We start from the raw sequence: 20,779 nt of genomic DNA on the forward strand, positions 1-20,779 counted from the left end.
CCCTCGCGCCATGAGGTTTGTATCGACGCGCATCATCACCGCAGACGTGGCCCGGCTGGTGGCTTTCTACGAGGAGGTCACCGGGATCGCCGCGGTGTGGGGCAACGAGTTGTTCGCCGAGATCCCGACCCCGGCCGGAACACTTGCCATCGGCAGCGAGAAGACCGTGCCCCTGTTCGGCGCGGGATCCGCCGAGCCGGCGGCCAACCGCAGCGCGATCATCGAGTTCATCGTCGATGACGTCGACGCCGAGTACGCGCGGCTGCGGCCGTATGTCGGTGAGGTCGTCACCGAACCCACCACGATGCCGTGGGGCAACCGGGCGCTGCTGTTCCGCGACCCGGACGGAAACCTGGTGAACCTGTTCACCCCGGTGACAGAACCGGCTCGCGCCAAATTCGGACTCAGCCCAACGCGCTGACGCTCGCGCTGCAGATCGGCAGATCGATCGGCAACGTATGCGCGACGACGTCATTCGGCGGGGTGACTACCAGCTGGCCCCAGCGGGCGCACGAGTTCCCGGTCTCCGTATCGATCGCATAGGTCAGCACATCGGCGGTGCCCACCTCACCGGGCTGCAAGGTGAGCCGCGGCGCCGCATTGGCGGGGCGCCGCGGGACGTTGATGAGCACACCGCGGGCCGGTGTCACCAGATCGGCGCCGGGGTAGCCGACCATCGTGCAGGCATGCGACGAAGAGTTCCGGAATGACACCAGGACCCGCCGCTGAGTGTCGGTGGATTCCATCGCCCCGTTGGTGACTTCCAGGTCCCCGTCTGAGCACGGCCCGACCTCGACCGGTGTGGCGGGTACGGCACTCGGCGACGGTGTCACCGTGACCGTCGCCGGCGACGGCGCCGGCGATGCCGTGGGTGTGGGTGCCGCGGTGACCGTCACCGTCGGCGTGGGGGCAGGCGAGTGTTGCGCCGTGCACCCGGCGAGCAGGGCGACGGCCAGCGCGGGCAGCGATCGTGCGACGACCTTCATGCTCAGTCCTTTCGTGGTGGGGCCCGTCGCAGGCGGTTGCCTGCGACGGGCCGAAGCGCGGTGCGGGGCTCAGTGTCCGGCGCTGGGGACGGCGACGCGCACGGAACCGTCACCGATCTTGGCCACACCCGGGCCCGGGTTGACCCGGACCGAGCCGTCGCCGGGCTTGGCGACCTGGCAGGCGTTGCAGGTGACCAAGGGGCCCACGTCGGAGTAGTCGACGCCGACACCCGGGCCCTGTGGCTGCGCGGCAGCGGTGCCGACGGTCAGACCCAATCCGGCGGTGACGACGGCACCCGAGACCAGGGCGCCGAGGACGATCTTCTTGAGGTGGTGGGTGGTGTTCATGGTGCGCTCCTTGTGGTGGTTGCGGTCCGGATGGGCCGCTGATGTTGTGGTGACCTCACCGTAGGACCGCGAACTTGAGAGATTCTTGGCGTCGAAGGCGATCACGCCGTCACCGAGAAATGCTGAGCCGGAACACTATTCATGAAACGCGGGACGCCACGGCGAAGAGTGTCGACACTCTTCGCCGTGGCGGCACGACAAGCCGGAGCTACAGCTCGCCGCACCTCGACGGGGCCAGGAACGGCGACCAGGGCGGGCAATCGGCGGGCAGGGGCTGTGGCGGAGCCGGCGGTGCCGGTGGCGGGGCGGGACCGGCGCCGCCTGGTGCGGCGTCCCGCGCCACGGGTAGATGGTGTTGGTGGCGATGTCCACCGTGCCCTCGGAATTCCAGTACCAGTCGTGGCAGATGTTCCAGTCCCAGCTGATGACGCCGAACTCGGCGCCGGGGATCAGCGGGTCGCCCGGGCACCAGTGCGTGCAGGTCAGCCCGCCCGGACAGTTGCCGCCCTGGTAACTGGGTCCGTCGGCGTATGCGGTACCGGTGGACAGGGCGAATCCCGCCAGCCCCAGCCCGCCGGATACGGCCAGCGTGGCCGCCATCCGTGCGATTCGGTTCATCTCGGTCCTTCCCGTCAGGCGCCGGCGTCCGGACGCGTTCTCGCGCCCAGCACACGCCCCGGGAATCGCTACCGATCCCAAGAACGCGTCACGCACCGTCTATCGGCGGGCGGGTGGGCAGCGTTATCCGGCCCAGCGTGTTACCCGCCTTGTTGGTGAACCACAGTGCGCCGTCGGCGGCCTCTTTGATGTCGAACGGTCCATCCACCTGCGGTGGCGCGCCGGTGAACGACCATTGGTCCGACGCGGGAAGGTAGCGGCCGATCGCGTTGGCCCCGGTATCGGCGAACCACACCGCGCCGTCGCGGCCCACCCAGACGCCGTCGGGTTCCACCACGCGGGAATCAGTGCGATGGACCGCGCTGTTGAACGGGTCGGCGGGATCGAAGGACAACAGGCCGGCGGGCTCACGGGTGGTCAGCCACAATCGGCCATCAGTGCTCTGGGCCCAGGCTCGCGGACTGCCGATGACCGTGATGGCGGTGACCTCGCCGGTCGACGGATCGAGTGCGCCCACGGTGTTCGACGACGAGTTCACCCACCACACCCGGCCGTCGCGTGTGACGAACAACGCAGCGGGGCCGGCGATGGTCGGGGAGTCGAATACGTGCAGGGAATCATCGGGCGAAGACGGCTCCAGCGAGCCGATCGCGTCGATCCCGCGCAGCGAAAACCAAAGGCGGCCATCGGGGCCGGACTTCAGCGCCACCGGTCGGCTTCCGGAGGGCAGCGTCACCGTAGTGATGGTCGCGGCGGGATCAGGTGCGTCGGGATCGATGGCACCCAGCGCGTCCGACCCCAGGATGGTGAACCAGACCCTGCCATCCGTACCGGGAAAGATGTTGGCGGGCAACCGGATGGCGCCCGGAGGCCCGGCAAAGGTCTGCACCACGCCGTCGCGAACACGGCCGACAAGGTGGTTGCCGATACTGGTGAACCAGATATCGCCGAACGCCCCGATGACTCCGGACGGTGCGTCCAGATCGGGGCTGCTGAACACGGTGATCGAGGTCACTCCGACAGCCTAGTCAAAAACACTGCCATGCAACCAGTTTCAGAGACCGAACCGTCGACCTCGGGGGTAGTATCGACGGTTCGGTCTGCCGGGTATAACGCATCGATGGCCGCGATTATGCCTGGGGTGCACCGACATCGACGGCGATCTCGTCACCCAGGGCATATCCCGCGGTCAGGGACAAGGTGTCGCCGCTCCAGAACTTGCCCGGATCGAAGTAGTTCTCCCGCTTCTCGGTGTGCAGCAGGCCCATCTCCTCATAGGTGATCGCCACGGTCTCGGCGCAGTACGCGGTCTCCAGGCCGGCGCGACGTTGTGCCTTGCTCCGCTCGGCCGATTCGCGCACCCGCTTGTGCACGACCGGCAACCCGCGCGTGAAATCGCTGACGACGGGCAGCCGGCCACGCAACCACCGTCCGGTCAGGCGGGCCGTCGTCGGGAACGCCGTGCCGTTCATCCTGGCGATCACCTGCAGCAGGCGATCCTCTTGCTCGCGGGTCGCATACGGCGACAGCTGGCGCAACCAGCAGCGCTGGCCGTAGCCGTGCGCCCATTGCTCGACGACCTCACGCGCATCGTTGAGTTGCACCCCGCGGTGGTGGGTGCCGGTCCAGAGGTCCAGCAGTTTCTGTCCGAGTTCGGCATGCCAGATCAGCGGCGGAAGATCGTCGATCGCCACCGTCATCCCGACGTGGTTGACCGGTGCGTTGGTCAGTGCCTGGATGGCCCGATCGGGGCCGGAGCCGCCCCGGAACAGCCAGATATCGCCGGTGCGGGTTTCGTGCAGTGCCTGGTTCAGTGACACCGTGTGTGCGTTCACTCGGGCAGCTTATGCACAATCGCTTCATGCGAAGCATCTGGAAGTGGGTCGGGTTGGCCGGTGTCGCCGGGGTGGTGGCCGGTGGCGTGCTGGTTGCCCGGGATCAGCGCAAGCGCGCCGCCTACACGCCCGACGACATCCGGGCCCGGCTGCACCAGCGGCTGGCGGAGGCGCAGAAGTAGCGCTCAACGCCCGCCGGTGGGGAACAGTTCGGTGAGCGCCCGATCAAGGGTGTCGACGTAGAAGTCCGCCCCCTCGATATCGATGCACAACGGCGGCTTGGTCTTGAGGATGTTCTGATGGTCGCCGGTCGGCTGGATGACCACGCCGAGATCGAGCATCCGCTCGCAGATCGCCGTCGTCTCGGCGGTCGCCGGTTCCAGCGTCTCGAGATCGCGGATCATCTCCACCCCGAGGTACAGGCCCATGCCGTGCACCGTGCCGACGAGCGGGTGCTTGTCCCGCAATCCGAGCAACCGGGTCTTGAGGTGCGTGCCCACCCGCAGCGCGTTGTCCTGAAGGCCCTCGTCGCGCAGCACGTCGAGCACGGTGATGCCGATGGTGCTCGACAGCGGGCTTCCGCCGGTCGAGGAGAAGAAATACCCCTGGGACCGGAACGCGTCGGCGACGGCGCGGCTGGTGATCACCACACCCAGCGGATACCCGTTGCCGGTGGCCTTGGCCACCGACACGATATCGGGCACCACCTGCTGTTCGTGGAAACCCCAGAACCACCGGCCCAGCCGGCCGTAGCCGACCTGCACCTCATCGGCGATGGCCAACCCGCCGGCGGCACGCACCGCGGCGTACACCTGACGCAGATAGCCCTCGGGCAGGGCCATACCGCCGGCGTTGCCGTACACCGGCTCGCAGATGAACCCGGCAGGCGGCCGGCCCGCCGCAGTCATCTGCTCGATCTGTGCGACAGCGTCGGTGGCATACCGGGACGCCTCGGCGCCGCGGTACTTTCCGCGGAAACTGTTGGGGGACTCCACGGTGTGCACCCAGTCCGGCCGGGTGGACAGTGCGTTCGGGTTGTCGGCCGTCGATGTTGACACCGCGTCGGTGGCGTAGGTCCAGCCGTGGTACGCCTCGCGGACAGCCACCATATCTCGGCGCCCCGTCGCGGCCATGGCCAGCCGGATAGCCAGATCGCTTGCCTCCGAACCGGAATTGACCATGAACACGGTGTCCAACGGGTCCGGTAGCGTGGCCGCGATCCGCTCGCTGAACTCGACGACCGCCGCGTAGTTGAACCGCGAGTTGGTATTGAGCCGGCTCAGCTGGCGGGCCGCTGCCTCGGCCACCCGCGGATGCGCATGACCCAGCACGGTGACGTTGTTGACCATGTCGAGATACACCCGGCCGGCCGTCGACATCAGGTAATGGCGTTGTCCGCGTTCGATATGCGGTGGGCGGCGGTAATAGTGTTCCTGGACCTTGGCGAAGCTGTCATCGCGACGAGCCAGCAGCGCCTGCGCGGACTCCGCGGCCGGCAGCGGATCCAGGCCCAGCACCGCTCGCGGATCGCGGGTCAGGGCCAGCCAGCCCGGCGCCAATTCGGCGCGGACGAATCGGGGCGCCACCGGCGCGCCGGTGGGCCGGACCGACAACGTGGCCCACTGCTGGGCCCCCAGCACACCGAGATGCTCGCCGGCATGCACATGTCCCGGAGCCGCGCCGGCTTCGACACCGGTGAGGGTGAGTTCGAAATCCAGGCCGCGCACCGTGATGCGGTCGTCGGAGCGGTCGGTGACCTCGGCATCCCAGGGGGCGAGCACGCGGGTGGTCGTTGCCGGCCACAGGCTGATCCCCGTCTCGACGACGTCGGGGCTGTCGTGGCTGAGCAGGGGAGCGCGGTTCAGCTGCGGCTGCCCGAAGCGGGTGAGCACCAGGGTTGCGCCCTCGCGCACGGCTTCCTCGGCGAGTGTGTCCGAGGAGTCACGGGTATCCGAGAGGTCCAGGGCCACCACCGAATCCGGGTCAAGCCCGGAGATCAGCCGATTCTCGACCTGCACCTCGGGCCGATCGGTCGCCAACCCCAGCTCCGTTGCGATCAGCGCCGTCATCACCTCCGGTGGGACCGAGGTGGCCTGCTCGAACATCCGCCACTCCGCCTCGGACTGTTCGGTGACGTAGGCGTTCTCGGGATCGATTGCCGCCTGCTGCGCCCCGCTGACCAGCAGCACCGCCGTACGCAGCACCAGCAGCGGCCACAGCGCCTGCGCCTCGGCCGTCGACAGCGGTCGGATCGCGTGAAAAGCCTTGATACCGGGCAGGATCGAGGTCGGATCGGTACCCGGATGGCCCAGGACCGAAGACAGCGCGATGGCCAGTTCGGACACCGCCCAGGTGTTCGAGAGGTCACCGAAATCGATGACACCGTCGGGCAGTCCGGATTCGCCGGCCACCACGTTGGCATCGGTGAGGTCCAGGTGCACGGCCTGGCGGGGGAGTTCGGCGGCGAGGGGTTCGATGCGCGCCCACGCGTCGGCGGCGGCCGCCGAGATCCGGTCGGCGTGCTCCGAGACGTGGGGGATGAGCTCTCCGACCACGGCGTGGCCGAAGCGCAGATCCCACTGCAGGACGCGATCCAGCCCGGGATGATCGAATCCGGCCAGCGCCAGGCTCACGCGCGCGGCCAGCTCACCCATGGTGGCCACCACCGGCGGCGACAGGTACCCGGCGTCGGTCAGTGCGCCGCCGGCCAGGAATGGCAGCAGGCGCACGTAGGTCGGCGAATCGCCGAGTTCCGTTGTGGTGGCATATTTCTCACCGGCCGACGTGGCCATGGGCGTGGCAACCCGCAGCGTCGGGTACGTCGCTGCGATGCGGTCGGCCGCGGCATCCTGGGCTTCCAGTTCGATGGCCGAGAACGCCGGATTCGCGATCTTGAGCACCGCAACGGGTTCCCCCGCCTCGTGGACCAGGAAGTTGCAGTCCTGCTGACTGCCGAGAAGTGTCAGCACACCGCGCATGCCGTAATGGGCGTGCAACAGCTCCTCGGCTTGGCTCGCGGAAACCTGCGGCCCGGGCAGCGCCGGTTGGTCAAGGAAGTTAAAGCCCACGGATTCAGTCACTTTCGGTTCACCGGCTGACGAAGTCGACGACCACTTCGGTGAAGGCGTCATTGTCATCGCCGGCAGCGGTGTGCCCGGCGTCGGACAACTCGACGAACTCGGCCGCCGGCACCTTCTCCAGGAAATCCCGCACGCCCGCTTCGGACACCACGTCGGAGAGGCGTCCGCGGATCAGCAGAATCGGCACCGCCAGGTTCATGGCCGCCTGCTCCAACTTGTCCACCCGGGTGAAGGGGTCATCGCCGGGCTTGGTGAGGAAGGCCGGATCCCAATGCCAGTACCAGCGTCCGTTGCGCAGTCGCAGATTCTTCTTCAACCCCTCCGGGCTCCGCGGTTTCGGGCGGTGCGGCAGGTATTCGGCCACCGCCTCGGCCGCTTGCTCCAGCGAGTCGAACCCGTGCACGTGGTTGAACATGAAATCGCGGATGCGGGCGCTGCCGTCCTTCTCGAAGCGCGGCACCACATCGACGAGGACCAGCTTGGAGACCAGGTCCGGTCCGGCCTCGTGGGCGGCCAGGATGCCGGTGAGGCCGCCCATGCTGGCGCCGATCAGTGCCACCGGCCGGCCGATCTGATAGAGCACCTGCAGGGTGTCCGCGCACAGCGTCTCGACGGCGTAGTTGGCGGTGAGGGACCGGTCGCTGTCCCCGTGACCCCGGCTGTCGAGTGCGATGACGTGCATTCCCCGGTCGGCCAGGATCTGCCCGGTGTTCTTCCACGAGTGGCGGTTCTGCCCGCCGCCGTGCAGCAGCAGCACGCTGGGCAGATCGGTCTCGACGCCACGATTCCACTCGTCGCCGACGAGGGCCAGGTCGTCGACGCCGCGGAAAGTCACCGTCTGTGGTGCGTTGTCTGCAGTGCTCACGCGCGTCCTCTCGCCGACCCCGTCGATCACGTTACCCAGCGCCCGGATTCCGCCATTCGGCGGTCCAGTGGTGTCGCGGTCCCTAGAATCTCGCGTTGTGCCGCGTGATCGTCCCGATGTCGACGAACGCGACCGAATCATCGACGCCACCTACCACTGCCTGCTGGAGCCACACGAGGGCCCCGTTCCGGTGGCGGCGATCCTGGCCCGTGCCGGGGTCTCCAGCCGTGCTTTCTACCGGCATTTCGAGTCCAAGGACGACTTGTTCCTGGCAATGCTGCAGAACTTGACTGCAACCCTGTCCGGCTGGCTCGACGAGATCGCCCGCGGGCCCGACGCGCCGGCGGAGCAGGTGCGCGCGTGGATCGAGCAAATGTTTGCGCTGGCGACCGAGCCGCTGGTGTCCAGCTACCTCGCAGTGATGGAATCGGACGAGATGCGGGCCGCCAAAGGCTACCCGCACGCCCGTGAGCTCGCGCGTGCCAACCGCGAGCGTTCGCTGGTCGATATCCTGCGCCGCGGTGTCGAGGACGGCTCATTTCCGCTGGCCGAGCCCGAGAGTGACGCCGTAGCGATCAGTGCGCTGGTGAGCCGTGAGCTCAGCGTGCCGTCCATCACCAACCCGGTTCTCATCGAGGTCGCCAAGCAGCGGGTGGTCAGCTTTGCCATGAGGGCTCTCGGCGCCGGCAAATATTGAAACCTACCGATCAGTAATTTATTCGCAGGGTGGTGATCAGGCCGTCCGCCGGCAGATGTTGCTGACGGGAAAATCGTTATGTACGTTCTCCCCCGTCCATGGTGGTGCCTGTGGTCAGATTCGTGTGACAGCGGCATCGTCGGGGCGTGGTGGAAGGGAACAAGCAGGTAATGCGAAAGAGGTGCATGTCGGGGCGGTGTCATTAGTGGCATCGACCGACGCAGTTCCCGCCGTCATTGCCAAGCCGGTCCGAGCCTTCGGTGGCTTCTTCTCGATGACACTGGACGTCTTCATCCTGATGTGGCGGCCCCCGTTCGCGTGGCGCGAGTTCATCCTGCAGTCCTGGTTCGTCGCACGGGTGTCGATCCTGCCGACGCTGATGCTCACCGTGCCCTACACGGTGCTGCTGACCTTCACGTTCAACATCCTGCTCACCGAATTCGGCGCGGCCGACTTCTCCGGCACCGGTGCTGCGCTGGGCACCGTGAGCCAGATCGGGCCGATCGTGACGGTCCTGGTGATCGCCGGCGCCGGCGCCACCGCGATGTGCGCCGACCTCGGTGCGCGGACCATCCGCGACGAACTCGACGCTCTGCGCGTCATGGGTATCAATCCCATTCAGGCCCTGGTCATTCCGCGTGTGCTGGCTGCCACCACGGTGTCGCTTGCGCTCTCGGCCACCGTGGTCCTGGTGGGTCTGACCGGCGCGTACCTGTTCTGCGTGTACGTCCAGCACGTTTCACCTGGTGCGTTCGTCGCCGGCCTGACGCTGATCACCGGGCCCGCCGATGTGATGATCGCGCTGGCCAAGGCCGCACTATTCGGGCTCGCAGCCGGTCTGATCGCTTGCTACAAGGGTATTTCCGTCGGTGGTGGGCCGGCGGGCGTCGGCAACGCCGTGAACGAGACGGTGGTGTTCACGTTCATGACGCTGTTCGCCATCAACGTCGTGGCAACCGCCGTCGGCGTGAAGGCCACGATGTGATGGGCGCCCGATGAGTGGGGCCCTGGGCCACCGAGTCCGCCGGTCCGTGGGCGGTCTGGTCGACGGCTGGAACCAGGTCGGCGTGCAGACCAAGTTCTTCGGCCGCACGCTGCGCTCGATTCCCGATGTCTTCGTCAACTACCCCAAGGAGCTGATCCGGCTCATCGCCCAAATGGGCCTGGGCACGGGCGCGTTGGCGATCATCGGCGGCACCGTGGCCATCGTCGGCTTCCTGACGGTCAGTACCGGCGCCTTGGTCGCGGTGCAGGGCTACAACCAGTTCGCCGAAATCGGTGTCGAGGCACTCACCGGCTTCGCCTCCGCCTTCTTCAACGTCCGGCTCATCGCGCCCGCGACCACCGCGGTGGCATTGTCGGCCACCATCGGCGCCGGCGCCACCGCACAGCTGGGCGCCATGCGCATCAACGAGGAGATCGACGCGCTGGAGGTCATCGGCATTCGCAGCGTCGCCTATCTGGCGTCCACCCGCGTGATCGCCGGTGTGGTGGTGGTGATCCCGCTGTACTGCATCGGCGTGCTGATGTCGTTCTGGGCGGCCAAACTGGGCACCACCACCATCTACGGTCAGTCCGTCGGTGTGTACGACCACTACTTCGACACGTTCCTCAATCCGATCGACCTGATCTGGTCGTTCGTGCAGTCGATCGTGATGGCCGTCGTGATCATGCTGGTGCACACCTACTACGGTTTCACCGCCAGCGGTGGCCCGGCCGGGGTCGGGGAGGCCGTCGGTCGCGCGGTGCGCACCTCGCTGGTCATCTCGGCATTCGTCGTGGTGCTGATCTCGCTCGCCGTGTACGGGCAATCGGGCAACTTCAATCTGGCCGGTTGACGCATATGGATCATTTCTCTCGCGACAAGGGTTTGGCGCCCGGCTGGTGGACGCTGATCCTGGCGGCGTTCGTGGTCGCCGCGGTGTGGCTGTCGTATGCGTTGTTCACCGGAGACCTGAAGTCCTCCGTACCGGTGACGCTCACCTCGGACCGCTCCGGTCTGGTGATGGAGACCAACGCCAAGGTGAAGATGCGCGGCGTGCAAGTGGGCAAGGTGACCGCCATCTCCGGTGGCAACACCGAAAGTTCGGCACCGGTGTCGTTGCGCCTGGACATCGATCCCGACCAGATCCGTTACATCCCGGCCAATGTGGAGGCCCGGATCCGGGCCACCACCATCTTCGGTGCCAAGTTCGTCGACCTGGTGTACCCCGACCAGCCCAGCCCGCAGCGGCTGAAGTCCGGGCAGGTGCTCACGTCGCTCAACGTCACCACCGAGGTGAACACCGTCTTCGGCAACCTGGTCGGCGTGCTGGACAAGATCGATACCGCCAAGCTCAACGCGGTGCTCTCGGCGCTGGCCGAAGGTGTCCGTGGGCAGGGGGAGCGCATCGGTCAGGCCACGACCGACGCCAATCAGGTACTCCTGGCGATCAACCCGCGCAGTGCGGCCATCCGCGCGGACTGGCAGTCACTGCAGGGCTTCAGCGACGCGTACAGCGGTGCGGCACAGGACATCCTGTCCACGCTCGACGCCGCCAGCACCACCGCGGTGACCGTCACCAGCCACGCCAAACAGCTCGATGCGCTGCTGCTGGCCACCACCGGGTTCTCCAACAAGGGCATCGAGCTGCTCGCCCCCAACCAGGCCAACCTGATCAAGGCGATCAACACACTGCAGCCGACCACCGATCTGCTCTACAAGTACAACCCCGAGTACACCTGCATGCTGATCGGCGCCCAATACCTTCTGGAACACGGTGGTTACGAAGCCACCGGCGGCAACGGCAAGTCGTTCATCCTCGACACCGGCATCCGCCTGGGCAACGACCCGTACAAGTTCCCGGAGAACCTGCCGATAGTGGGTGCCAAGGGCGGACCCGGAGGTAAGCCGGGGTGTGGTTCGCTGCCGGTGGTCGACAAGAATTGGCCGGTACGCCAGCTCATCACCAACACCGGCTTCGGTACCGGCCTGGACTGGCGGCCCAATCCGGGCATTGCGTTCCCGATGTACGGCAACTACCTGCCGGTCACCCGCGCGGTCCCCGAACCCCCGAGCATTCGCAACACCTTCGGCGGTCCGGCGCCTGGTCCGATTCCGGGCCCGGGTGCCCCGGCTTACGGTGCACCGCTGTACGCACCCGATGGCACGCCGCTGTGGCCGGGCCTGCCGCCCGCACCGCCGCCGGGCGCTCCGCGGGACCCGGGCGCGACCCCGGGCTCGGAACCGTTCGTGGTCGCCGCCCCGGGCGTGCAGCCGACACCGCTGCCCCCGGTACCGCTGCCGGAGGAGGCCGCCCCCGCACCGTAGGAACCCGCGCACGCAGTGCAATCCGCACCATCAGGCATCTAGAAGGAACGAGCCATGAAAGACAATCTGGTAGGCGCGATCTGGCGCCTCGCCATATTCCTGGCCGTATGCATCCTGGGCGTCTTCGGGTTGTTCGCGATCTTCGCGCAGCTGCGGTTCGGTGAGTCCTCGCACGCCTACAAGGCATTGTTCGCCAATGCCTCGGGCATGCAGGAGGGTGATTTCGTGCGGATCGCCGGTGTCGAGGTCGGCAAGGTCGGCGCCATGCGCATCCAGGATGACGGCACGGTGCTGGCCGAGTTCACCGCCGACGATTCGGTGGTGCTGACCGAGGGCAGCCGCGCGGTGATCCGTTACGACGACCTGATCGGTGGGCGCTACCTGGCGCTCCAGGAGGGCGCAGGGGATACCAAGAAGCTCAAGCCCGGTGACACGATTCCGCTGACCCGCACCGCACCCGCGCTCGACCTGGACGCGTTGATCGGTGGTTTCCGGCCGCTGTTCCGTGCGCTGGATCCCACTCAGGTCAACGCGCTGTCGGGTCAGCTGATCAGCGCGCTGCAGGGACAGGGCGCGACCATCGGATCGTTCCTGACTCAGACGGCCGCGCTGACCAATACGCTGGCCGACCGCGACCAGTTGATCGGTGAGGTGATCGTCAACCTGAACACCGTGATGGGTTCGCTCGGCGATCAGAACAAGCAGTTCGCCAAGGGCATCGACGGACTGGCGCAGCTGCTGGACACGCTGTCGGCGAGGCGCACCGATATCGCCAACGGCGTCGCCTACGCGAGCGCCGCCGCCGGAAGTGTGGCTGATCTGCTGTCGCAGGCGCGGCCGCCACTGGTCAAGACGGTGCACGAAACCGACCGTGCCGCAGGCATCGTCGTCGCCGATCACGACTACTTCGACAACCTGCTCAACACCCTGCCGGACTCGTATCAGATCCTGGCCCGCCAGGGCATCTACGGTGACTTCTTCAGCTTCTATCTCTGCGACATCATCTTGAAGCTCAACGGCAAGGGCGGGCAGCCGGTGTATGTGAAGGCGGCCGGGCAGGACAGCGGGCGGTGCACGCCGCGATGAAGTCCTTCTCCGAACGTAACCAGTTCGTCGTCGGGGCCATCGGCCTGGCGGTGTTCGCCGCGATCGTGCTGGGCGCACTCAACTACGACAAGCTGCCGCTGCTCGACCGCGGCAAGAACTACTCGGCCTACTTCGCCGAGGCGGGCGGTCTGCGAAACGGTGCCGCCGTTCAAGTTTCGGGTATGCGCGTCGGGCATGTGACGGCGGTGGAACTGGACGGCCAGCAGGTGCTGGTCAAATTCAAGATCGACGACGGAGTGCGCATCGGAGACCGCAGCGAGGCCGCGGTCAAGACGAAAAGCCTGCTGGGCACCAAGATCCTGGAGGTGTCACCGCGCGGTGACGGATCGTTGAAGTCCGCCATCCCGCTGGACCGCACCACGCCCGCTTACCAATTGCCCGATGCGCTGGGTGATCTGGCCGCGACCGTCAGCGGTCTGAACACCGACCAGCTCTCGGACTCGTTGCGGGTGCTCTCGGAAACCTTCGCCGACACGCCGCCGGAGCTCAAGGTGGCCGTCGAGGGCGTGGCCCGGTTCTCCCAGACCCTCAACGAGCGCGACGCCCAGTTGCGCGGGCTGCTGACCAATGCCAACACGGCCACCACGGTGTTGGCCCAACGCAGCGACCAGATCGTCGGCCTGGTCCGCAACACCAACGCACTGCTGGCCGAGCTGCAAGGGCAAAGCGCTGCGCTGGACAGCCTTTCGGGCAACATCTCGGCATTGAGCCAGCAGGTTCAGGGGCTCATCGCTGAGAACAAGACCACGCTGAGGCCCGCACTGGACAAGCTCAACGGCGTGCTGACCATCCTGGACAACCGCAAGGACCGGCTGAAGAAGGCGCTGCCGCTGCTCAACTCCTATGCGATGTCCCTCGGCGAGTCGGTCAGCTCGGGCCCGTTCTTCAAGACCTATATCGTCAACCTGCTGCCGGGGCAGTTCGTCCAGCCTTTCGTCGACGCGGCCTTCTCCGATCTGGGACTCGACCCCCATGTGCTGCTGCCCTCGCAGCGCACCGACCCGCAACTCGGCCAGCCCGGCACGCCGGCCATGCCGCTGCCGTTCCCGCGGACCGGCCAGGGCGGCGAGCCGCGGATGAACCTGCCCGACGCCATCACAGGCAACCCGGGCGACCAGGGTTGCGGGCCGCCGGGGCTGCCGTTGCCGGGACCCACCGGCTGCTATCCCTACCGCGAACCCATCCCGCCGGGACCGCCGGGCGGACCTCCGCCGGGACCGCCGGCGATCGCCCCGCCGGGGATCGCCTCCACGCCAACGCCGTTCCCCAGTCCGGTGCTGGTCCCCGCGCCGGGTGAACCCGCACCCGTGCAGTCGAACGGGGCGAGTGCAGCGACAGGACAATCGGGGGCCGGCCAATGAACGCAGTGGTCAACCCGCGCAATGCGCGGATCGGGCTGGCGGTGGCGCTGGTGATCCTGCTCGCCGCCGGGGTGTATGTGGTGACCCGGGCCAGCGACACGCTGAACCGGACGAACATCGTCGCGTACTTCGAGAACAGCAACGGCATCTATGTCGGCGACGATGTCGTCATCCTCGGCGTACCCGTGGGCCGGATCGACAAGATCGAACCGGAACCGCAGCGCGTGAAGATCTCGATGCACTACGACAACCGCTACAAGGTCCCGGCCAACGTCAACGCCGCCATCCTGTCCCCGATGCTGGTCACCTCCCGCGCGGTGCAGCTCACCCCCACGTATTCGGGCGGACCGGTGCTCGCCGACGGCGCGGTGATCCCGCGGGAACGCACGGTGGTGCCGGTCGAGTACGACGATTTCCGTAAACAGTTGCAGCGGTTGACCGAAACCCTGCAGCCGACCGAGCCCGGCGGGGTCAGCACCCTGGGTGCGTTCATCAACACCACCGCGGACAACCTGCGCGGCCAGGGCGCGAGCATCCGGGACGCGCTGACCAAGCTGTCCCAAGCCTTTTCGGCGCTCGGGGATCACAGCACCGATATCTTCAGCACGGTCAAGAACCTGTCGATCCTCGTCTCGGCGCTGCAGGACAGCACCACGGTGATGCGTCAGCTCAATCAGAACCTTGCCTCGGTGACGGGTCTGCTCTCGGACAGTCCGAACGAGGTCGGCAATGCCGTCAAGGATCTGGCCGACACCGTCGGGCAGGTACAGACATTCGTGGCGGACAACCGCGAAGCGCTCGGTACCACCTCGGACAAGCTGGCCGGGGTGACGCAGACGCTCAACGACAGCCTCGCCGACGTCAAGCAGTTCCTGCATGTGGCGCCCTCGGCATTCCAGAACTACGTGAACATCTACCAGCCGGCCCTGGGTGCGGTCGCGGCCGTGCCGGCGCTGAACAATTTCGCCGACCCGATCTCGTTCCTGTGCGGTGGAATTCAGGCGGCCTCCCGGATGGGTGCCGAGGAGTCGGCCAAGCTGTGCGTGCAGTACCTGGCGCCGATCGTGAAGAACCGTCAGTACAACTTCCTGCCCCTCGGGTTGAACCAGTTCGTCGGTGCGCAGGCTCGCCCCAACGAGCTGACCTACTCCGAGGACTGGATGCGGCCGGACTACATCCCGCCCCCGGGTCCCGCGCCCGCGATCCTGCCTCCACCGGTGGTCGATCCCGCCGCGCCCCCGCTGCCCGCCGAGGCGGCGGTGACCGACCCGAACGCCGGGTTGCCGGGGTTGATGGTGCACAGCGGCGGTGGCTCATGACTCGGCGGGCGGGAGCGGAGCGACTGGGGAGGACGACTCGGCGGGCGGGAGCGAAGCGACTGGGGAGGACGACTCGGCGGGCGGGAGCGAAGCGACTGGGGAGGACGACTCGGCTCCTGATCCTTGTGCTCGCCTGGCTCGCGCTGAGCGGATGCTCGTGGCAGGGCTTGAATTCGATACCGCTGCCCGGTGTGCAAGGGCAGGGGGCGGGCGCCTACACGATCAAGGCCGAGATGCCCGACGTCGACAACCTGGACCGCAATTCGCGGGTTCGGGTCGACGATGTCACCGTCGGCAACGTCACCGACATCCAGCGGCAAGGCTGGCATGCCCTGGTCACCATGAAGCTCAACGCCGATGTGGTGTTGCCGGCCAACGCCACCGCCAAGATCGGCCAGACCAGTCTGCTGGGTTCCCAGCACATCGAACTGTCGCCGCCGAAGGACGCCCCGCCGCAGGGCCGGCTGCACGACGGCTCGCTGATCCCACTGGCCAACAGCGGTGCCTTCCCGACCACCGAGCAGACGCTGGCCGCAATCTCGTTGCTGCTCAACGGCGGTGGCCTGGGTAACGTGCAGGACATCACCGCGGCGTTCAGTCAGGCGTTCACCGGCCGCGAGGCCGACCTGCGCAGCCTCATCGATCAGCTGAACATCTTCATCGCGAACACCAACGACCAGAAGACCGACATCATCAACGCGGCGTCCAGTCTCAACGATCTGGTGGGTCAGGTCGCCGCGCAGAAACCGGTGGTGGACAAGGCCCTCAAGACGGTGCCGGACGCGCTGGCGGTGCTCAAGGACCAGCGCGACCAGCTGGCCGAGGCGGTGACGCAGCTGGGCAAATTCAGTGCGCTGGCCGCGGACTCGGCCAACCAGACCAAGGATTCCCTTGTCGCCGAACTGAAGACGCTCGGACCGACCTTGGAGCAGTTGGCCAATGCCGGCCCGGCGCTGACCAGGTCGCTGAGCTTCTTCACCACGTATCCGTTCCCGAAGGAGACGCTGGCCAACTGGATGCGTGGCGACTACGCCAACCTCACCCTCGTGGTGGACCTGACGCTGAGTCGGCTCGACCAGGGCGTGTTCACCGGCACCCGGTGGGAGGGTGATCTCACCGAGCTGGAGATGCAGTGGGGCCGCACCATCGGCCAGCTGCCCAGCCCCTACACCGCGGTGAATCCGCTCGTGGTGCCGTATCGCTGGGATCAGGGGCCGTAATCATGGTGTTGACGAAACGCATTCTGCTGCAGTTCGCGGTGTTCACGTTCATCGCGGCCGTGGCGATCGGCATCATGGTGTTCGGCTATATGAAGCTGCCGAATCTGCTGTGGGGTGCCGGGCACTACAAGGTGACGCTGCAGCTGCCCGAAACCGGTGGGCTGTACCCGCGCAGCAACGTCACCTATCGCGGTACCCAGGTGGGCCGGGTGGAGAGCGTCCATCTCGACGAGCGCGGCGGGGTGAGCGCCATCCTGTCGCTCACCGACGAGGTGAAGATCCCGTCGGACCTCGAAGCCCAGGTACACAGCCAGACCGCGATCGGCGAACTGTTCGTCGAACTGTTGCCGCGCGCCGACGGGGGACCGTACCTGCACAACGGTGATGTCATCGCATCCGACCGGACCACCGTCCCGCCGGATGTGAACAGCCTGCTCGACGCGACCAATCGAGGTCTGGACGCCATCCCGCGGGAGAATCTGCAGACTGCAGTGGATGAGGCGTACCAGGCCGTCGGTGGTCTCGGGCCGGATCTGTCCCGTCTGGTCAAGGGCTCCACCGCGCTGGCCATCGACGCGCGCGCGAACCTGGATCCGATCACCACGCTGATCGACCAGTCGAAGCCGGTGCTGGACACGCAGACCGACACCTCCGGTTCCATCCGGGCGTGGGCGTCGCACCTGGCGACCATCACCGGCCAGCTGCAATCCCAGGACCAGGCCGTGCGGGGCGTGCTGACCCAGGGGCCCGGTGCCGCCGAGGAGCTGCGGGCCCTGTTCGACCGCTTGCAGCCCACTCTTCCGGTGGTGCTGGCCAACCTGGTCAACATCAATCAGGTGGCCATCACCTACCAGCCGGCGCTGGAGCAGCTGCTGGTGCTGCTCCCGCAGGGCACGGCGACCTCACAGGCCGTCGGTACCGCGAACCGCAACACCAAGCAGGCCTTCAAGGGTGCCTATCTGGACCTGAATCTCAACCTGAACCTGCCGCCGCCGTGCACCACCGGATTCCTTCCGGCGCAGCAGCAGCGGGTGGCCGCCGACGTCGACTATCCCGATCGGCCCGCCGGCGATCTGTACTGCCGCATCCCGCAGGACGCGGCGGGCAACGTCCGCGGCGCCCGTAACCTGCCGTGTGAAACGGTGCCCGGGAAACGCGCGCCGACGGTCAAGATGTGCGAGAGCACGGAGAACTACATTCCGCTCAACGACGGCTACAACTGGAAGGGCGACCCTAACGCGACGCTCTCCGGGCAGGCCATCCCGCAATTGCCACCGGGAACGCCGCCCGCACAAGCCGCGCCGCCCGTGCCTTCCGGAGCCCCGCCACCACCGCCCATCGCGGCCGCCGAATACGATCCCAGCACCGGCACGTACGTTGGACCCGACGGGCAGGTGTATACCCAGTCGAATCTGGCCCAGAGCGCGACCGAGGAGCAAACATGGCAGACGATGCTGCTACCCCCGAAGGGGCGGTAAGCGAGTCCGCGACGAAGGCAGAAGACACCACGGTGACCGAGGCGGAGCCCATCGACACCGCCGAGCCCATCGAGGCCGCGGAGGACATCGACGCGGCTGAGGCGGAAGCCGGCGAGAGCCCTGCGGCGCCGGTCGGGTCGGAGCGGTCGCACGTGACGCTGGCGCTCATCGCGGGTCTGGTTCTCGTGCTGGCGCTCGGCGGGCTCACCGGCTGGCTGGGTTTCCGCGCCTATCAGTCCAAGCAGGTGGATGATCAGCGCAAGGTCTTCTTGCAGGTGGGCCGCCAGGGCGCGCTGAACCTCACGACGATCGACTTCGAACATGCCGATGCCGATGTGCAACGCATCCTGGACTCGGCCACCGGAACCTTCTACGACGACTTCCAGAAGCGCGCCGGCCCCTTCGTGGAAGTGGTCAAGCAGGCCAAGTCCAAGTCGGTCGGCACCGTGACCGAGGCCGGCCTGGAGTCCGATACCGGTACCGAGGCCGAGGTGCTGGTGGCGGTGGCGGTGAAGACCTCCAATGCGGGAGCAGCCGAGCAGCAACCACGGTTGTGGCGGATGCGAATCACCGTGCAGAAGATGGGTGACGACGTGAAGGTGTCCAACGTGGAGTTTGTGCCGTGACCGGCCCCGAGAAGGACGACATCGCGAAGGACGGCCCAGAGAAGGCCGAGCTGACCGAATCGTCGGCGGTCGAGGAGACCGCAGCCGATACGGCTCCGGAGGTCGAGGACACCCCCGAAACTCCGGCCGTGCCGCAGCCGGCACGATCCCTGGACTGGAAGCGCGTGGTGGCCTTCGGTGTGCTGCCGGGGCTGGCCCTGGTGCTGGCGCTGACCGCGGGCTTTTTCAAGTGGCAGGACAACTCGGTGCGCGACGCCGACAAGGCCCGCGCCGAATCGGTCCAGGTGGCCAAGGACAGCACGGTCGCACTGCTGTCGTACAAGCCCGACACCGTCGAGCAGCAGCTGGGTGCCGCGCGCGATCTGCTCACCGGCGAATTCCAGGAGTCCTACAGTTCGCTGACCCATGACGTCGTCATCCCGGGTGCCAAGCAGAAGCAGATCTCTGCGGTGGCCACGGTCCCCGCGGCGGCATCGGTGTCCGCCGATCCCAACCACGCCGTGGTGCTGGTGTTCGTCAACCAGACCGTGGTGGTCGGGGCCGACGCGCCCACCGACACGGCCTCCAGTGTCCGGGTGACGCTGGAGAAGCACGGCGACCGCTGGCTGATCGCCAAGTTCGACCCGGTGTAGTGATGTCCTCGGGGCGATGAGCGCTTGCGCGAAGAGCGTCGCGCAGCGACTGGCCCCCGCCGACGCTCAGATGTTCTGGATGTCGGCGAAGATCCCCAACGACACCTTTCTGGTGTTCGGGTTCGACGGTGTGCCGGCCGATCTGGACCGGGCACTCGATGATCTGGTCGCGCGGGCCCGCACCAGCCCCGACCTGTCACAGCGCATCGAGGACTCCTCGCGGTGGCGCTACCCGAGTTGGGTGCCGTGCCCGGCCGACCGCACCCGGTTCACGGTGCATGCGCCCGGCGAGCGCACCTGGGCGGGCTGCCTGGCGGCGGTGAGCGCGGTGGTCGACGATCAGCTCGATCCCCGGGTGACCCCGTGGCGGTTGCACCTGTTCACCGGAATCGACGGGATCCCCGGTACCGCGGGCCCGGGTACGGTCGTGGCGCTGCAGATCACCCACGCCCTCGGTGGCGGCGGACGTACCTGCGCGCCGGCGGCGCTGATGTTCGGCCGGGTGGGCGATGTGCCACCGGTGATCCCGCCGCGCATCGCCCCGCTGTCCTTGCCCTGGCGCAGCGTGCAGGCCGCCCGAGCGTACCGAGAGTTGGTGCACGACACCGAATCCGGGTCGGTGCCGGCGGCCGCCCCGCCGCGGCCGCCGCTTCGCACGAACGCACCGCCGGCGGGTGCGCGTGCCATGCGGACCCTGGTGCGGCCGCGGTCGTCATTCTCCGGTGGCACGGTCACCGTGGTGGCGCTGGCCGGGATCGCCGAGGCTCTGGCCGCACAGTTGGGTGAGCTGGGGGAGGACGTATCGACTCTGGGGGCGGAGGTGACGATGACCAAAGCCGGTGCGCGCCAGGCCTACAACCACTTCGGCACGGTCGGTGTGGGTCTGTTTCCGGAGTTGGCGACTCCGGAGCGTCGCGCGGCCATCGCGGGTGAGCTGAAGGCGCGCCGCGCCCGGGCCGCGCACCCGGCGATGCGGGCCGCCGACCGCGCCTTCGCCGCCACGCCGGCGCCGTTGCTGCGTTGGGGGATAGGGAAATTCGACCCGGCCGTCCGGTCGGCGACGGTCACCGGGAACACCGTGATGTCCAGCGTGAACTGCGGTGCCGCGGATTTCGGATTCGGTGGATCGCCGGTGCGGGTGGCTGCGGCGTTTCCGGGTCTGTCGCCGATGGTGGGCCTGACCCATTGCGTGACCGGGGTCGGCGACACCATCGCGATCAGTGTGTTCGCGGCCGAGTCGGCGATCGGCGACATCGACACCTACATGCACCGCTTGGAGTCCACTTTCGCGTGATTT

Annotated in this window: 21 protein-coding genes; 14 read left to right on the forward strand and 7 right to left on the reverse strand. The window is 67.4% G+C overall.

The window, feature by feature from the left end; all coding sequences use genetic code 11:
- The first annotated feature begins 10 nt into the window (after positions 1-10).
- Positions 11-421 (forward strand): VOC family protein, encoded by a 411-nt coding sequence (locus tag QN239_RS09100; protein WP_499009686.1) that lies wholly within the window; start codon positions 11-13, stop codon positions 419-421.
- On the opposite strand, the gene QN239_RS09105 is transcribed toward QN239_RS09100, so the two are convergent.
- The 5 genes from QN239_RS09105 to QN239_RS09125 all read right to left on the reverse strand — a co-directional run bounded on the left by QN239_RS09105 (position 405) and on the right by QN239_RS09125 (position 3,787).
- Complete coding sequence (locus QN239_RS09105) at positions 405-986, reverse strand: DUF4232 domain-containing protein (RefSeq protein ID WP_499009688.1); 582 nt, start codon at positions 984-986, stop codon at positions 405-407. The two genes, QN239_RS09100 and QN239_RS09105, sit on opposite strands and share 17 nt — an antisense overlap.
- 69 nt (positions 987-1,055) lie before the next feature.
- The gene (locus QN239_RS09110; RefSeq protein ID WP_499009691.1) at positions 1,056-1,439 is read right to left on the reverse strand and encodes a hypothetical protein; all 384 of its coding nucleotides are present in this window, start codon (positions 1,437-1,439) and stop codon (positions 1,056-1,058) included.
- Between the two features lie 30 nt (positions 1,440-1,469).
- Positions 1,470-1,952 (reverse strand): hypothetical protein, encoded by a 483-nt coding sequence (locus tag QN239_RS09115; protein ID WP_499009694.1) that lies wholly within the window; start codon positions 1,950-1,952, stop codon positions 1,470-1,472.
- 88 nt (positions 1,953-2,040) lie between these two features.
- Positions 2,041-2,967 (reverse strand): Vgb family protein, encoded by a 927-nt coding sequence (locus tag QN239_RS09120; protein WP_499009697.1) that lies wholly within the window; start codon positions 2,965-2,967, stop codon positions 2,041-2,043.
- A 115-nt stretch (positions 2,968-3,082) separates the two neighbouring features.
- Positions 3,083-3,787: a guanylate cyclase gene (locus tag QN239_RS09125; RefSeq protein WP_499009699.1), complete on the reverse strand. Its 705-nt coding sequence runs from the start codon at positions 3,785-3,787 to the stop codon at positions 3,083-3,085.
- Between the two features lie 26 nt (positions 3,788-3,813).
- Here QN239_RS09125 and QN239_RS09130 point away from each other — a divergent pair, with 26 nt between their 5' ends.
- Positions 3,814-3,969, forward strand: a complete 156-nt coding sequence (locus tag QN239_RS09130; RefSeq protein WP_090363617.1) for a hypothetical protein — start codon at positions 3,814-3,816, stop codon at positions 3,967-3,969.
- 3 nt (positions 3,970-3,972) lie between these two features.
- Here QN239_RS09130 and QN239_RS09135 read toward each other — a convergent pair whose 3' ends face one another.
- Positions 3,973-6,918, reverse strand: a complete 2,946-nt coding sequence (locus QN239_RS09135; protein WP_499016677.1) for an aminotransferase — start codon at positions 6,916-6,918, stop codon at positions 3,973-3,975.
- Positions 6,875-7,732, reverse strand: a complete 858-nt coding sequence (locus QN239_RS09140; protein WP_090363398.1) for an alpha/beta fold hydrolase — start codon at positions 7,730-7,732, stop codon at positions 6,875-6,877. The genes QN239_RS09135 and QN239_RS09140 overlap by 44 nt, the downstream gene beginning before the upstream one ends.
- A gap of 97 nt (positions 7,733-7,829) precedes the next feature.
- Between QN239_RS09140 and QN239_RS09145 the strand changes: the two genes are divergently transcribed.
- The 12 genes from QN239_RS09145 to QN239_RS09200 all read left to right on the forward strand — a co-directional run bounded on the left by QN239_RS09145 (position 7,830) and on the right by QN239_RS09200 (position 20,776).
- Entirely contained in the window at positions 7,830-8,429 is a 600-nt protein-coding gene (locus QN239_RS09145) for a TetR/AcrR family transcriptional regulator (RefSeq protein WP_499009702.1), read from the forward strand.
- Positions 8,430-8,703: 274 nt separating this feature from the next.
- Positions 8,704-9,414: an MlaE family ABC transporter permease gene (locus QN239_RS09150; RefSeq protein ID WP_499016678.1), complete on the forward strand. Its 711-nt coding sequence runs from the start codon at positions 8,704-8,706 to the stop codon at positions 9,412-9,414.
- 10 nt (positions 9,415-9,424) lie between these two features.
- Complete coding sequence (locus QN239_RS09155) at positions 9,425-10,267, forward strand: ABC transporter permease (protein ID WP_499009705.1); 843 nt, start codon at positions 9,425-9,427, stop codon at positions 10,265-10,267.
- Between the two features lie 5 nt (positions 10,268-10,272).
- The gene (locus QN239_RS09160; protein ID WP_499009708.1) at positions 10,273-11,739 is read left to right on the forward strand and encodes an MCE family protein; all 1,467 of its coding nucleotides are present in this window, start codon (positions 10,273-10,275) and stop codon (positions 11,737-11,739) included.
- 54 nt (positions 11,740-11,793) lie between these two features.
- The gene (locus QN239_RS09165) at positions 11,794-12,825 is read left to right on the forward strand and encodes an MCE family protein (RefSeq protein WP_499009710.1); all 1,032 of its coding nucleotides are present in this window, start codon (positions 11,794-11,796) and stop codon (positions 12,823-12,825) included.
- Positions 12,822-14,207: an MCE family protein gene (locus tag QN239_RS09170; RefSeq protein ID WP_499009713.1), complete on the forward strand. Its 1,386-nt coding sequence runs from the start codon at positions 12,822-12,824 to the stop codon at positions 14,205-14,207. The genes QN239_RS09165 and QN239_RS09170 overlap by 4 nt, the downstream gene beginning before the upstream one ends.
- Positions 14,204-15,526: an MCE family protein gene (locus QN239_RS09175; protein WP_499009716.1), complete on the forward strand. Its 1,323-nt coding sequence runs from the start codon at positions 14,204-14,206 to the stop codon at positions 15,524-15,526. Before QN239_RS09170 ends, QN239_RS09175 begins: the two co-directional genes overlap by 4 nt.
- Before the next feature lie 95 nt (positions 15,527-15,621).
- Complete coding sequence (locus QN239_RS09180) at positions 15,622-16,746, forward strand: MCE family protein (protein ID WP_499016679.1); 1,125 nt, start codon at positions 15,622-15,624, stop codon at positions 16,744-16,746.
- A 2-nt stretch (positions 16,747-16,748) separates the two neighbouring features.
- The gene (locus QN239_RS09185) at positions 16,749-18,224 is read left to right on the forward strand and encodes an MCE family protein (RefSeq protein ID WP_499009718.1); all 1,476 of its coding nucleotides are present in this window, start codon (positions 16,749-16,751) and stop codon (positions 18,222-18,224) included.
- Positions 18,188-18,850 carry an Rv1363c family protein gene (locus tag QN239_RS09190; protein ID WP_499009721.1) on the forward strand — a complete coding sequence of 221 codons (663 nt, stop codon included), beginning with the start codon at positions 18,188-18,190 and terminating at the stop codon, positions 18,848-18,850. The genes QN239_RS09185 and QN239_RS09190 overlap by 37 nt, the downstream gene beginning before the upstream one ends.
- The gene (locus tag QN239_RS09195) at positions 18,847-19,482 is read left to right on the forward strand and encodes an Rv1363c family protein (protein ID WP_499009724.1); all 636 of its coding nucleotides are present in this window, start codon (positions 18,847-18,849) and stop codon (positions 19,480-19,482) included. The genes QN239_RS09190 and QN239_RS09195 overlap by 4 nt, the downstream gene beginning before the upstream one ends.
- Positions 19,483-19,498: 16 nt before the next feature.
- Positions 19,499-20,776, forward strand: coding sequence for a WS/DGAT domain-containing protein (locus QN239_RS09200; RefSeq protein ID WP_499009727.1), 1,278 nt, complete (start codon positions 19,499-19,501; stop codon positions 20,774-20,776).
- Positions 20,777-20,779: the final 3 nt, after the last annotated feature.

Origin of the sequence: Mycolicibacterium sp. Y3 (assembly GCF_051188035.1) — a bacterium.
GTDB lineage: Bacteria > Actinomycetota > Actinomycetes > Mycobacteriales > Mycobacteriaceae > Mycobacterium > Mycobacterium fluoranthenivorans.